The sequence below is a fragment of the Metabacillus idriensis genome (assembly GCF_009674765.1).
In the GTDB taxonomy this organism is placed as follows: Bacteria; Bacillota; Bacilli; order Bacillales; family Bacillaceae; genus Bacillus_P; species Bacillus_P idriensis.
In genome coordinates this window covers 44147-57752 of the sequence record NZ_WKKF01000005.1, presented here as the reverse complement: position 1 = coordinate 57752, position 13606 = coordinate 44147, and the positions used below count along the sequence as shown (strand labels likewise).

The window sequence follows — 13606 nt, the reverse complement described above, 5'->3', positions numbered from 1 at the left end:
CAGAAAATATAAGGTTGAAAGGTATTAGAACATGAGAGAAACGTATTTGATTTCACTTGCGGTCTCGCAAAGCATCTTTTTTCTGCTGCTTCCGATATGGCTCCGCTTAACCGCATATTTACACCCGGTTGTTATAGCTGTGGTATGGATCTGTGTAACGGCACTCACGGCATTTCTTCTTTCCTTATGGAAGAAGCAGGTGATGATGGTCCCGCAAAAGCTGTTTTATGCTTGTCTGATCCTTTATACCATCAGTCTTCTGATCTTGCTGTTTGTGAGACCGGATTCGGGAGGGAACAGCTATAATCTCGTTCCGTTTGATACAATCAGCTACTATCTTTCAGGTCAGGTTTCACCGATTATCGCTGTCTATAATCTTGCAGCGAATATTGGTTTGTTTGTCCCTTATGGCATTTACCTTAAAAGCAGAGCAGCTTCCAAGAGGAAAACAATTGCTTATTCTGTATCAGTGATTGCATTAGTGGAAATTTCACAATTGCTGACAAACAGAGGAAGCCTCGATATTGATGATCTCATGTTAAATGTTCTTGGTATATTTACAGGCTTTGCTTTCTATCCGATTTTCAGCAAAGCTGTTTATCTTAAAAGAAATTAAAAAATTTTCGAAAACACACACGTATCGCGCAATGTCCTGCCGTCAGCAGAAACATCATCCTGTCTAAGAACTCCTTCTAAAATAAAACCTAATTTCTCCGGTATACGGCGGCTTTTTATATTCTCAGGATCACATCTGATTTCCACCCGTTTAGCCCCGAACTCTTCTGCAGCAAACATCGTCAGAGCTTCAACCGCTTCCATCATATAGCCATATCCTGCGTATCTCGTTGATATCCAGTATCCAATCTCCACCTTGGGAACATCCCAGTCTATTCGGTGAAAGCCCGTGCTTCCGATAAAATGACCTTGCTCACGGTCAAAGATAAGGAGCCTCAGATCCTCACGCAAGACGAACTTTGCACACGCCTGTCTAATATTTGCTTCCGTCTCTTCAAGTGCAGGGGGTTTCTGAGCAAAAGGCATCCACGGTTTAAGCTCATTCAAAGATTCATTGACGGCGGCATTGACTTCTTTTCCATCGTCCGGACGCGGAGCCCGGATATAGAGTCTTTCAGTCGTGATTTCAGTCGGAAAATCAATTAATAATGGATTTTTCATAATAAAACCGCCTTTCTGATTTTTTAGTATTATATTATACTTGGAAAAAAATGCAATGATAGAATGGCATAGTTTCTTCCTTTTTTCATACAATCTAGTAAGAGAACACTAGGAGGAAGGTATATGCGCAAACATCCATTAAAAGCAATGATTATTCAGCATATAAAAGAACGCTCATCGCTTTATCTATTTGTATTTGTCTTGTTTTTGATGGGGGTCATTTTCGGTGCAGTCATTGTCAACAGCATGAATTTTACACAAAAAGAAGATTTGTATTTTTATTTAAGCCGGTTTTTCGGACAAGTATCTGAAGGGAAAGTGGCAAGCTCGGTTGAAATGCTTCAGCAGAGTTTCTTTCATAACCTGAAATATCTTGGACTGATGTGGGTGCTCGGCATCTCAATTATCGGTTTGCCGGTCATTCTGATTATGTTATTCTTAAAAGGAATGGTCGTTGGATTTACGGTGGGATTTTTAGTGAATCAAATGGGATGGCAAGGCTTTATGCTTTCATTTGTATCGGTTTTGCCTCAGAATATAGTCTTAATACCGGCATTTATTATCATGGGGACGGTTGCAATCTCTTTCTCATTGAAAATTGTTAAGCAGCTGCTGATGAAGAAAACAAATTTAACAGAATCGCCTTTCGCCCTTTTTACAAAATACGCGGCCGTTTTTATGTTTATTTCAGCGCTGACGATGATTGCCTCAACTCTTGAGGCATATGCGTCGCCGATCCTGATGAAGAACGTCATTGAACTTGTTTCTAAATAGAATGATTTTTACTTAATAATCATTTCATTTATTAGATTGTAATTATTTTAGTTGGACACATCCCTTTCTTTTGATATAATGAATGAGGAACGTGGCGAGGGAGGAATGTGTGTTATGGAAAGCAGAATTGAGCGTATAAAGAAGCAGTTGCATTCATCCAGCTACAAGCTGACTCCTCAGCGCGAAGCTACCGTAAGGGTTTTGCTTGAACGCGAAGAAGATCACTTGAGTGCTGAAGATGTTTACCTCCTCGTTAAGGAAAAGGCGCCAGAGATTGGTTTAGCAACTGTTTATCGAACGTTGGAACTACTTACAGAACTTAAAATTGTCGATAAAATAAATTTTGGAGATGGCGTATCACGCTATGATTTAAGAAAAGAAGGCGCAGCTCACTTTCACCATCATCTTGTGTGCATCGAATGCGGCTCAGTCGCGGAAATTGAGGATGACCTCTTAGAAGATGTTGAACAGATTGTCGAACGCGACTTCAATTTTAAAATTAAAGATCATCGTCTGACGTTTCATGGCATATGCTACCGCTGTCAGGAAAAAAAAGAAAAAGAAGATGAACAATAAACCTTTCCGGTTAAACAGGAGAGGTTTTTTTGTATTTTCTAGTATAAAGTTTGTCCTTTTTGGCATATGTTTTAAGATGAAAGACCGGCCAAAGGAGGACTGCCGCGATGAGAGCAGCGAGAACACTATTTGATATGATTAAAGTATTTATCCTGTTTACTGGATTTACGATTCTTTTCTATTATGCTATCATTTGGATTAACTTAGAGTATGAAGAAATCCACCGATATGACCAGCCTGAGGGTGCAGCCCTGAAAGTCACGAAAATGGTGGCGGACGAAGAAGAGCACTGGCTTAATCGTCTGTTTTTCTTCTATTTAAACGGGGAGTAGAGGAGATTGAAAGATCAAATTCAGGATTTCATGCATTACCTGGTTGTGGAGAGAGGACTTTCCCATAACACAATCATTTCGTATGAACGCGATTTAAAGAGCTATCATCAATTTCTTACTGCACAGGAGCAGCTTACTTCATTTCAGGATGTCACTAGATTATCCATCATTCATTTTTTAAAATCATTGAAGGAAGCGGGAAAATCAAGCAAGACGATTGCACGCCATACCGCATCCATCCGCAACTTTCATCAGTTTCTTCTAAGAGAAAAAGCAGTCGATCATGATCCGACTGTTCATATCGAATCTCCTCAAGTTGAACGGACACTGCCTAAAGTACTTTCTCTTACAGAGGTTGAAAAACTGCTTGATACTCCAAAATTGATTTCGCCATTCGGATACCGGGATAAAGCGATGCTTGAGCTTCTTTACGCAACAGGCATCCGGGTAAGTGAAATGATCAATCTGGATTTGAGCGATGTTCATTTAACAATGGGATTTATCCGCTGCTTCGGGAAAGGTAACAAAGAGCGCATCGTTCCAATTGGCAGAACAGCATCAGAAGCGCTTGAATCCTATGTCGAACTGGGCAGACCGAAATTAGCCTCAAAGAAAAATCCGACGGAAGCCTTGTTTTTAAATCATCATGGAAACCGCATGACCAGACAGGGCTATTGGAAGAATCTTAAAAAAATTGCCCTGGAGGCAGGCATCAGCAAAGAGCTGACCCCTCATACGCTTCGTCATTCTTTTGCAACCCATCTGCTTGAAAATGGCGCAGACTTAAGGGCTGTTCAGGAAATGCTCGGACATGCCGATATTTCTACAACGCAAATCTATACTCATGTTTCAAAAACTAGATTAAAAGATGTATATAAACAATATCATCCGAGAGCTTGAAGTCATTCGCAGTTAATGCGGTGGCTTTTTTTGTTCTGTTTGCGGGAATTGTTGCTGAGAAACAAATATGAAACATTCTATTTGCGGACAGCTTCATGTTTTAAAAAACGTGTAAAAGGAAAACGGAACTATAGAAGAATATCAAGATATCTATTGTCAGAAGGCATGAAAACGGTTTATACTTTAGATGTCAGACTTCTGACCAATAAAAAGCAGCTAATCATTCCTGGACAATTGGGAATGTTATACAAAGAGTGATCTCTGAACGATTAAAGGAGGATTTACATGTCTGATTATACATATAAAAGAATATTTCTGATTGTCATGGATTCAGTGGGAATCGGCGAAGCGCCTGATGCAGCTGATTTTGGCGACACTGGCTCACACACTCTTCTACACATTGCGGAACATATGAACGGCCTGCAAATGCCGCACATGGCAAAGCTTGGATTGAGCAATATCGAAGAAATCCAGGGCATACCAGTGCAGGAAAAACCTCAAGCTTTCTATACGAAAATGAAGGAAGCATCTAACGGCAAAGATACGATGACAGGTCACTGGGAGATCATGGGTCTTCATATTGAAACACCATTTAAAGTATTCCCAGATGGATTCCCTGATGAATTGATCGAGGCTCTTGAGGAAAAAACAGGAAGAAAAATCATCGGCAACAAACCTGCTTCAGGAACTGAAATTTTAGATGAACTTGGCGAAGAGCACATGAAAACAGGAGCTCTGATTGTTTATACTTCTGCAGATTCCGTCTTGCAAATTGCCGCTCATGAAGACATTGTTCCGATTGAAGAGCAGCTGAAAATCTGTGTAATGGCCCGCGAAATGACACTTGATGAAAAGTATATGGTAGGCCGCGTGATTGCACGTCCATTTGTAGGCAATCCGGGGAACTTCCAAAGAACGCCTAACCGTCATGATTATGCCTTAAAGCCGTTTGAGAGAACGGTCATGAATGAGCTGAAGGACGGAGGTCTTGATGTCATTGCAATCGGTAAAATCTCTGATATTTATGACGGAGAAGGAATTACTGATGCGCTTCGCACGAAATCCAATATGGATGGCATGGACAAGATTGCTGAAACAGCTGATCGCGACTTCACTGGTCTTAGTTTTGTCAATCTTGTAGACTTCGACGCACTGTTCGGACACAGACGTGATCCTGAAGGCTACGGTCTTGCACTTCAAGAGTATGATGCGCGTCTTCCTGAACTGCTTTCTAAATTAAAAGAAGATGATCTCTTAATTATTACAGCTGACCACGGCAATGATCCTGTTCATCACGGGACAGACCACACGCGTGAATACGTTCCACTGCTCGCTTACAGCCCAAGATTAGGTAGCGGTTCTGAGCTTCCGGTACGTGACACGTTTGCAGATATTGGGGCTACAATTGCTGACAACTTTAAAGTGAGCATGCCAAAGCATGGAAAAAGTTTCTTAATGGAATTAAAGAAATAAGGGGGAGCGGTAAATGAATATTCAGGAAATCAAACAATCTGCCCAATATATGAAAGAAAAAGTTAAAGACCTGCCTGAGATCGGGTTGATTTTAGGATCTGGCCTTGGAGTACTTGCTGATGAGATCGAAAATGCGGTGAAAATTCCATATGAGGAAATCCCGAATTTCCCGGTTTCGACTGTAGAAGGCCACGCAGGACAGCTTGTATTCGGCACCTTAAAAGGAGCTAACGTTGTTGCCATGCAGGGACGTTTCCATTTTTACGAAGGGTACGACATGAAAAAAGTGACGTTCCCTGTCCGTGTGCTGAAGGAAATGGGTGTAAAAACGATCATTGTTACAAATGCTGCCGGCGGAGTAAATGAATCGTTTGAACCTGGTGATTTAATGATTATTTCTGATCATATTAATAATATGGGGACCAGCCCATTAATCGGACCAAATGATTCTGATTTAGGCGTCCGCTTCCCTGATATGTCTCAGGCTTACAGCAGAGAGCTCAGAACGCTTGCTAAAAATGCGGCTTCCGAGCTTGGCATTAAAGTTCAGGAAGGTGTCTATGTAGGAAACACAGGACCTGCATATGAAACGCCTGCAGAGGTGCGTCTTGCACGCGTGCTTGGAGGAGATGCTGTCGGCATGTCTACAGTTCCTGAAGTAATCGTAGCCAATCATGCAGGGATGAAAGTGCTTGGGATTTCATGCATCTCTAATATGGCAGCCGGTATTTTAGATCAGCCATTATCACATGATGAAGTCATGGAAACGACTGAAAAAGTAAAAGCTAATTTCTTGAATCTAGTAAAGAAAATTGTTTCAGACATACACGAATCAAACTGACAAAGGTGGGTAAAACATGAGAATCGTTGACTTAATTGAAAAGAAACGTGACGGCAAGGAACTGACGAAAGAAGAAATCAGCTTTATCATCAAAGGCTATACAAATGGGGATATTCCGGATTATCAAATGAGTGCTTTAACAATGGCCATCTATTTTAAAGGAATGACTAAGGAAGAGCGCGCTCAATTGACGATGGAGATGGTTCATTCTGGCGATACGATTGATCTAAGCAAAATCGAAGGCATTAAAGTTGATAAGCACAGCACAGGCGGCGTAGGCGATACAACGACTCTTGTGCTGGGACCTCTTGTTGCTGCAGTAGGCGTTCCGGTTGCTAAGATGTCAGGCCGCGGTCTTGGCCATACTGGAGGCACAATCGATAAGCTTGAAGCTGTTCCTGGCTTCCACGTTGAAATCGAAAACGATGAGTTCATCAAATTGGTCAACCAGAATAAAATTGCTGTCATTGGCCAAAGCGGAAACCTGACTCCAGCGGATAAAAAACTTTACGCTTTGCGTGATGTAACAGCTACAGTTGACAGCATTCCATTGATTGCAAGCTCGATCATGAGCAAAAAAATCGCAGCAGGTGCAGATGCGATCGTTCTTGATGTGAAAACAGGAGCAGGCGCATTTATGAAAGATCTTGATGATGCGAGAGAGCTTGCTCAGGCAATGGTTGAAATCGGAAATGCTGTCGGCCGCAAAACAATGGCTGTTATTTCAGATATGAGCCAGCCGCTTGGTTATGCAATCGGGAACGCTTTAGAAATTAAAGAAGCGATTGATACATTAAAAGGCGAAGGACCTGAGGATCTTCATGAGCTTTGCTTAACGCTTGGAAGCTACATGGTATTCTTAGCTGAAAAAGCCTCTTCTCTTGAGGAAGCAAGAGCGATGCTTGAGGAAGTTATCCAAAATGGAAAAGCGCTTGAAACACTGAAAATCTTCTTAGAAGCTCAAGGCGGAGACGGTTCAGTTGTTGATGATCCAAGCAAGATGCCTCAGGCGAGCTACAAAGTAGAACTTGAAGCAAAAGAAGATGGCTACGTTTCTGAGATCGTGGCAGATTCTGTTGGAGTTGCAGCAATGTGGCTTGGTGCAGGACGAGCTACTAAAGAATCAGAAATTGACCTTGCTGTAGGCCTGATGCTGAATAAAAAAATCGGGGATGCTGTTAAAAAAGGCGATTCGCTTGTAACGATTTACAGCAATCAGCAAGATGTAGAACAAGTGAAAACAAAGCTGTATGAGAGCATTAAAGTAACAGCTGACTCAGTAAAAGCACCGCCGCTTGTTCACGATACAATTAAAGAATAATAGTACATGAAAGCCGGGAGAAAATCCCGGCTTTTTGTATGCAATTTTTTATTGTCCGCAAGTATATTTTTTCTTCAATTGGAAAAAATGGGGTGTATAAGAATGGAGGGTTTGGAGATGAAACGTCTACTATCTACCGTAGCGATTAGCACCATGATATTAACCATTGCATCACCGGCATTTGCAAAAGAAGGTTCAGTACAGCTTGCAGATCAGGCAAAATCAGCTGTTCTGATTGAACGTGACACCGGAAACATTCTATATGATAAAAACAGTGATGAAAAACTTCCTCCAGCAAGTATGACGAAAATTATGACGATGCTGCTGATTATGGAAGAGATTGATAAAGGCCAGCTGAAAATGGATGAAAAAGTCCGTACGAGCGAACATGCTGCCTCTATGGGCGGTTCTCAAATTTTCCTTGAGCCTGGAGAAGAAATGACCGTTCATGAAATGCTGAAAGGGATTGCGATTGCCTCAGGAAATGATGCATCTGTAGCCATGGCTGAGAGAATTGCAGGGTCTGAAGATGCGTTTGTTGAAAAAATGAACAATCGGGCAAAAGAACTCGGGCTGAAGAACACTTCCTTTCAAAACCCGACAGGTCTTCCTGAAAAAGATCATTACAGCACAGCACATGATATGGCCGTCATGGCAAAAGAGCTATTGAAATTTGAAGGCATTACAAAATACACAGGGCAATATGAAGATTATTTGCGTCAGGATACAGACAAAAAATTCTGGCTGGTCAATACAAACCGCCTTGTGAAATTTTATAAAGGCGTAGATGGTGTAAAAACAGGGTTTACGAATGAAGCAAAATATTGTTTAACTGCTACAGCCAAAAAAGGAAACATGCGTGTCATTGCTGTCATCATGGGTGCACCGACACCAAAAGACCGCAATGCGCAGGTGACAAAAATGCTTGATTACGCATTCAGCCAGTATGAAACACATCCTTTATTTAAACGCAATGAAGTTGTGGCGAATATGAAAATCAGCAAAGGAAACAGCAAAAATCTCAACCTTGTTACCTCAGAGCCGATTTCTGTTTTGACGAAAAAAGGCGGAAGTGTCAAAGATGTTACTCAGGAAGTCGTCATGAAGCAGAATTTGCAGGCTCCTCTGAAAAAAGGGGATGAACTTGGAAAACTGATTCTGAAAAAAGACAATAAAGTTGTGGTGGAAAGTCCGCTTGTTGCTGAGGGCGACATAGAGCAGGCCGGTTGGTGGACACTCTTTAAACGAGTCCTTGGAGACTTCACGAAATCAGGCTGACTGCATGAAGAAGTCTAGCTGATGTTGGCGAATCTCCACTAGTTTTGTCATAGGGCAGGAAAAGCACATCAAAACCTCGAAACAGACATTATCCAGAAATTGAAGGAGGAGTATGGATGAGTCTAGCAGTAGAGCTTGATGTAAAGCAATCTGTCCTGTGCATTCGTCTGATCGGAGAATTGGATCATCACACGTCGGAGGAATTGCGGCAGAAAGTGACAGAAATTCTTGCATCAGAAGACATTCAGCATATCGTACTGAACTTGGAGCAATTATCCTTTATGGACAGCTCTGGTTTGGGCGTAATTCTTGGAAGATATAAGCAAGTGAAGCAATTTGGCGGAGAAATGGTCGTTTGTGCAATTTCTCCTTCAGTGAAAAGACTGTTCGATATGTCTGGGCTGTTTAAAATCATTCGTCTGGAGCCATCGGAGGAAAAAGCGCTGATGACACTGGGGGTAGCATCATGAAAAATGAAATGAACCTTCAATTTTCAGCCCTCAGCCAAAATGAATCCTTCGCCCGGGTGACTGTTGCGGCATTTATTGCTCAGCTTGATCCTACGCTTGATGAGTTAACCGAAATTAAGACAGTTGTCTCTGAAGCGGTGACCAATGCCATTATTCATGGCTATGATAATGATCCAAGCGGTATTGTTTACATCTCAGTAACACTAGAAGACAGTGTGGTCAGGCTGTCGATCAGAGATGAGGGCATGGGAATACCGGATGTAGAGGAAGCAAGACAGCCGCTTTATACAACAAAACCGGAACTTGAACGGTCAGGTATGGGTTTTACAATCATGGAGAATTTCATGGATGAAGTGCAGATTGAATCATCAAAATCACGGGGTACAGCGGTAAAGCTTACAAAACACTTATCGAAAAGCAAAGCTTTAGTAAATTAAGGAGACTTGCTATGGATGTGGAGGTCAAGAACGATATCTCAAAAACACAGTTAAAGGACCATGAAGTGAAAGAGTTGATTAAGCGCAGCCAGCAGGGCGATCAAACAGCCAGAGATACCATTGTTGAGAAAAACATGCGTCTTGTGTGGTCGGTTGTTCAGAGGTTTTTAAATCGGGGCTATGAAGCAGATGACCTGTTTCAAATTGGCTGCATCGGCCTTTTGAAATCGGTAGATAAGTTTGATTTATCCTACGATGTGAAATTCTCAACCTATGCTGTACCGATGATTATTGGTGAAATTCAGCGCTTTATCAGAGATGACGGCACAGTAAAAGTGAGCCGTTCCCTAAAAGAACTCGGCAATAAAATCAGAAGGGCCAAAGATGATTTATCCAAATCATTAGGCAAGGTGCCGACTGTTTCTGAAATTGCAGCCTACCTTGAAATCACATCTGAAGAAGTCGTTCTTGCACAAGAAGCGGTACGCGCACCTTCCTCCATCCATGAAACCGTTTATGAAAATGACGGTGACCCCATCACACTCCTTGATCAAATCGCTGATTCAGGAGAGACGAAATGGTTTGATAAAATTGTCCTGAAGGATGCAATCAAAGAGCTCGATGAACGTGAAAAGCTGATTGTTTATTTAAGGTATTACAAAGACCAGACACAATCAGAAGTTGCTGAGCGGCTGGGCATATCACAAGTTCAAGTATCGAGGCTGGAGAAGAAAATTCTCCAGCAGATGAAAGACCGCATGGATCAATAAATATGGAAAAGGCATATCCGATATGGATGTGTCTTTTTTGCTTTTTAGAAAATAAATGCAGAATAAGGGGGCATACTTTTTTTGAGCATTGAATCATGAAGATGTCCGGCCAATAAGAAGCCTTTTTCGCCTTTTTCGGTAAATGAGACTGACCTAGCGGCGAATAAAAAGTCCGAATCAGATAGGAGGCAGGCAAATCCTGCTGGTAAACATCGATCCAATCATCACCCGCCATTAATCACTGCACCAACGAACCCTTTGGTAATTAATGGACCATCCGGGCAATCTGCATGATATAAATTCTCCCAATGCATACTACAGATACAATCCTATTTTCAGGAAGTGAAATGTGATGGAAAAAACGGTGTACATCAGACTGCGTCATCGCGTACAAGTCCATCCGGACGATTGTATTACCGTCTCTAAGATTGCTCAGATTGTTGCCGGAAAGCAGCTTCGCGACATGATTGGAGAACTTGAGGTCCATAAAGTTCAGCCAAGTGACAAAAATATTGTTGTGATCGATGTCATGCGCGTGCTGTCTGAAGTACATAAAACAGATCCTGATATAGATGTTCAGGCGGTTGGACCAGCACAGACGATTGTTGAAATTATGTATCAAAAGAAGACGTATTCTCCTGTTTTATTCGCACTCGTTTGGCTGCTGCTCTTTGTGGGTGCAGCTCTTGCGATTATGAATTTTCACGAAGATGTCAGCATGCAGCTTGTGCATATGCGTCTTTATACCATTATTACAGGTGAGACGTCAGAACATCCCCTTCTCCTGCAGGTTCCTTATTCCATAGGCCTCGGATTAGGGATGATTCTTTTCTTCAATCACCTTTTCAAGAAAAGAATTAATGAAGAGCCAAGTCCTCTTGAGGTAGAAATGTTCAACTACCAGCTTGATATGGATATGTACGTATCTATGAAAGAAAATAAAGAGAGCATGAAGAAAATTGATGACAATTAATATTCTGATCACCATTTTCATCGGACTCTCGGGAGGTCTTGCAGTCGGCTCTGGCTTTGTAGCCTTTTTAACTGTGCTTGGCATCATACCGAGGTTAACACAGCTGACGAAAACAGTCGATCTGATTCAAGCATATGAATGGGCCATCGTAGCCGGCGCCATTACAGGGGGATGGGTAAGTCTCAGAGACTCCAAGCTTTACTTATCAGAGTATTTTCTTGTACCGATTGGATTAATTAATGGAATCTTTATCGGAATGCTTGCAGCCGCGCTGACAGAAGTTTTAAATGTCTTTCCAATTATGGCTAAACGGATTGGGATTGCTGATAAAATCGTGATTCTTTTAATGGCCATCGTTTTTGGCAAAGTAGCAGGATCGTTGTTTCACTGGCTTTATTTTGTTGACCAATAAGACATGAGAGGAGAAAGAAATGAGTACCTCAAAATTGAAAGACGATTATAAAAACAACATAAAAACCTATCAGCCTAAACCGCCTTATCTTTTGAACTGCATAAAGGCATTCGTTGTTGGAGGTCTGATTTGCACCTTAGGGCAGGCTATCCAGAATATGTATATGACCTTTTTTGACTTTACTGAAAAAACAGCGGGGAATCCGACTGTAGCCACTTTAGTTCTCATTTCAGCACTGCTGACTGGCTTTGGTATTTATGACCGCATCGGACAATTTGCCGGTGCGGGGTCAGCTGTTCCTGTTACTGGATTTGCAAACTCCATGACAAGTGCGGCGCTTGAGCACCGCAGTGAGGGATTAGTTCTCGGTGTGGCTACGAACATGTTTAAACTGGCAGGCTCAGTTATTGTTTTTGGGGTTGTTGCAGCATATGTTGTTGGAATTATCCGGTATCTATATGGATTGGCATTTTAACGAGGAGGTGTCTGAGCAATGAGGTTGACTGGAAAACAGACATGGCAATTTGAGAATCAGATTTACGTGCAGGCAAGCGGTACTGCTGTCGGTCCGAAAGAAGCAGATGGGCCATTTGGGAAATTATACGACAAAACCTATGATAATCTTCACTGTGATGAGGATAATTGGGAACTTGCGGAAAGACGTTTAATGGAAGATGCGATTGAACATGCATTGAAAAAAGGAAATTATACGAAAGAGGACATAGATTTTTTCCTTGCTGGAGATTTATTAAACCAAAACGTGACGGCAAATTATACGGCCAGGCAAAATAAGATTCCTTTTCTATGTATGTTCGGTGCCTGTTCAACTTCAATGGAAACGCTCGCTGTAAGCTCAGCTCTTGTAGACGGGGGATTTGCGAATCGCGTCATGGCAGCTACGAGCAGCCATAATGCAACAGCGGAAAGACAATTTCGGTATCCAACAGAATATGGCGGGCAAAAACCGGATACTGCACAATCGACCATTTCAGGTTCAGGGGCCGTCATCGTTAGCCGTGATCCAAGTGACATTATGATTACTTCGGCAACGATAGGAAGAGTGGCGGATCTTGGGATTACAGACCCATTTGATATGGGGTCCGCGATGGCGCCGGCAGCTGCCGATACGATCGCGCAGCATTTTAAAGATTTGAACAGTAAGCCTGAAGACTACGATTTGATTGTGACAGGGGATTTGGCATCTGTCGGAAGCCCGATTCTAAAGGACCTGCTGAAAGAAGAAGGCTACGACGTTTATGCAAATCATAATGACTGCGGATTAATGATTTACCGTCCTGATCAAAATGTTTTTGCAGGCGGAAGCGGATGCGGGTGTTCTGCAGTTGTCACCTACAGCCACATATTTAATGAACTGAAGAGCGGAAACCTTAATCGTGTGATGGTTGTTGCAACAGGTGCGCTGCTTAGTCCGACAATGATTCAGCAAAAAGAGTCGATACCGACTATTGCTCATGGCGTCGTGTTTGAACGTGTGAACAGGGGTGTGATCGGATAATGGAATATTTAATTGCGTTTGTAGTAGGCGGAGCAATATGCGTCATCGGCCAGCTTCTCCTTGACGTGGCAAAATTGACACCGGCTCATGTCATGAGTTCGTTTGTTGTAGCTGGTGCCATTCTTGACGGGTTTGGGATCTATGATAATTTTATTAAATTTGCCGGGGCAGGGGCCACTGTTCCAATTACAAGCTTCGGACATTCTTTGCTGCATGGTGCAATGCATCAGGCAGATGAACACGGCATTATTGGAATCGGAATCGGAATTTTTGAATTGACATCAGCGGGGATTTCTTCAGCAATTGTCTTTGCATTTTTTGTAGCACTTATTTTCAAGCCGAAAGGATAAGATCATC

The 13606-nt window shown here is 42.2% G+C and carries 18 protein-coding genes; 17 read left to right on the top strand and 1 reads right to left on the bottom strand.

What is annotated here, in order from left to right; all coding sequences use genetic code 11:
• Nucleotides 1-31 precede the first annotated feature (31 nt).
• The gene (locus GJU41_RS16350) at nt 32-616 is read left to right on the top strand and encodes a VanZ family protein (protein WP_070877625.1); all 585 of its coding nucleotides are present in this window, start codon (nt 32-34) and stop codon (nt 614-616) included.
• Here the strand turns inward: GJU41_RS16350 and GJU41_RS16345 are convergent.
• Nucleotides 613-1176: a GNAT family N-acetyltransferase gene (locus GJU41_RS16345; RefSeq protein WP_070877624.1), complete on the bottom strand. Its 564-nt coding sequence runs from the start codon at nt 1174-1176 to the stop codon at nt 613-615. The two genes, GJU41_RS16350 and GJU41_RS16345, sit on opposite strands and share 4 nt — an antisense overlap.
• Before the next feature lie 123 nt (nt 1177-1299).
• Here GJU41_RS16345 and spoIIM point away from each other — a divergent pair, with 123 nt between their 5' ends.
• From spoIIM to spoVAE, 16 genes are all read left to right on the top strand, one after another.
• Nucleotides 1300-1950: a stage II sporulation protein M gene (gene spoIIM, locus GJU41_RS16340; RefSeq protein ID WP_070877623.1), complete on the top strand. Its 651-nt coding sequence runs from the start codon at nt 1300-1302 to the stop codon at nt 1948-1950.
• A gap of 114 nt (nt 1951-2064) precedes the next feature.
• A complete protein-coding gene (gene fur / locus GJU41_RS16335) occupies nt 2065-2526 on the top strand; it encodes a ferric iron uptake transcriptional regulator (protein WP_070877622.1) in 462 nt (153 codons plus the stop codon).
• A 107-nt stretch (nt 2527-2633) separates the two neighbouring features.
• Nucleotides 2634-2858, top strand: a complete 225-nt coding sequence (locus GJU41_RS16330; protein WP_070877621.1) for a YqzK family protein — start codon at nt 2634-2636, stop codon at nt 2856-2858.
• A gap of 6 nt (nt 2859-2864) precedes the next feature.
• Nucleotides 2865-3758 carry a site-specific tyrosine recombinase XerD gene (gene xerD / locus GJU41_RS16325; RefSeq protein ID WP_070877620.1) on the top strand — a complete coding sequence of 298 codons (894 nt, stop codon included), beginning with the start codon at nt 2865-2867 and terminating at the stop codon, nt 3756-3758.
• Between the two features lie 285 nt (nt 3759-4043).
• Nucleotides 4044-5231 carry a phosphopentomutase gene (gene deoB, locus GJU41_RS16320; protein WP_070877618.1) on the top strand — a complete coding sequence of 396 codons (1188 nt, stop codon included), beginning with the start codon at nt 4044-4046 and terminating at the stop codon, nt 5229-5231.
• Between the two features lie 13 nt (nt 5232-5244).
• Nucleotides 5245-6072 carry a purine-nucleoside phosphorylase gene (locus GJU41_RS16315; protein WP_070877617.1) on the top strand — a complete coding sequence of 276 codons (828 nt, stop codon included), beginning with the start codon at nt 5245-5247 and terminating at the stop codon, nt 6070-6072.
• 16 nt (nt 6073-6088) lie between these two features.
• The gene (locus tag GJU41_RS16310; RefSeq protein WP_070877616.1) at nt 6089-7393 is read left to right on the top strand and encodes a pyrimidine-nucleoside phosphorylase; all 1305 of its coding nucleotides are present in this window, start codon (nt 6089-6091) and stop codon (nt 7391-7393) included.
• A 117-nt stretch (nt 7394-7510) separates the two neighbouring features.
• Nucleotides 7511-8671 carry a D-alanyl-D-alanine carboxypeptidase family protein gene (locus GJU41_RS16305; protein WP_070877615.1) on the top strand — a complete coding sequence of 387 codons (1161 nt, stop codon included), beginning with the start codon at nt 7511-7513 and terminating at the stop codon, nt 8669-8671.
• A gap of 116 nt (nt 8672-8787) precedes the next feature.
• On the top strand, nt 8788-9141 hold the full coding sequence (gene spoIIAA, locus GJU41_RS16300) for an anti-sigma F factor antagonist (protein WP_070877614.1): 354 nt from the start codon (nt 8788-8790) through the stop codon (nt 9139-9141).
• Nucleotides 9138-9578: an anti-sigma F factor gene (spoIIAB, locus tag GJU41_RS16295; protein ID WP_070877613.1), complete on the top strand. Its 441-nt coding sequence runs from the start codon at nt 9138-9140 to the stop codon at nt 9576-9578. The genes spoIIAA and spoIIAB overlap by 4 nt, the downstream gene beginning before the upstream one ends.
• Before the next feature lie 11 nt (nt 9579-9589).
• Nucleotides 9590-10348, top strand: a complete 759-nt coding sequence (sigF, locus tag GJU41_RS16290; RefSeq protein WP_070877612.1) for an RNA polymerase sporulation sigma factor SigF — start codon at nt 9590-9592, stop codon at nt 10346-10348.
• A gap of 352 nt (nt 10349-10700) precedes the next feature.
• Complete coding sequence (locus tag GJU41_RS16285; RefSeq protein WP_070877611.1) at nt 10701-11321, top strand: stage V sporulation protein AA; 621 nt, start codon at nt 10701-10703, stop codon at nt 11319-11321.
• Nucleotides 11311-11733, top strand: coding sequence for a stage V sporulation protein AB (locus GJU41_RS16280; RefSeq protein WP_070877610.1), 423 nt, complete (start codon nt 11311-11313; stop codon nt 11731-11733). Before GJU41_RS16285 ends, GJU41_RS16280 begins: the two co-directional genes overlap by 11 nt.
• A 19-nt stretch (nt 11734-11752) precedes the next feature.
• Nucleotides 11753-12208, top strand: a complete 456-nt coding sequence (gene spoVAC / locus GJU41_RS16275) for a stage V sporulation protein AC (RefSeq protein WP_070877609.1) — start codon at nt 11753-11755, stop codon at nt 12206-12208.
• Between the two features lie 18 nt (nt 12209-12226).
• Nucleotides 12227-13249, top strand: coding sequence for a stage V sporulation protein AD (spoVAD, locus tag GJU41_RS16270; RefSeq protein WP_070877608.1), 1023 nt, complete (start codon nt 12227-12229; stop codon nt 13247-13249).
• Nucleotides 13249-13599 (top strand): stage V sporulation protein AE, encoded by a 351-nt coding sequence (gene spoVAE / locus GJU41_RS16265; RefSeq protein WP_070877607.1) that lies wholly within the window; start codon nt 13249-13251, stop codon nt 13597-13599. Before spoVAD ends, spoVAE begins: the two co-directional genes overlap by 1 nt.
• Nucleotides 13600-13606 lie beyond the last annotated feature (7 nt).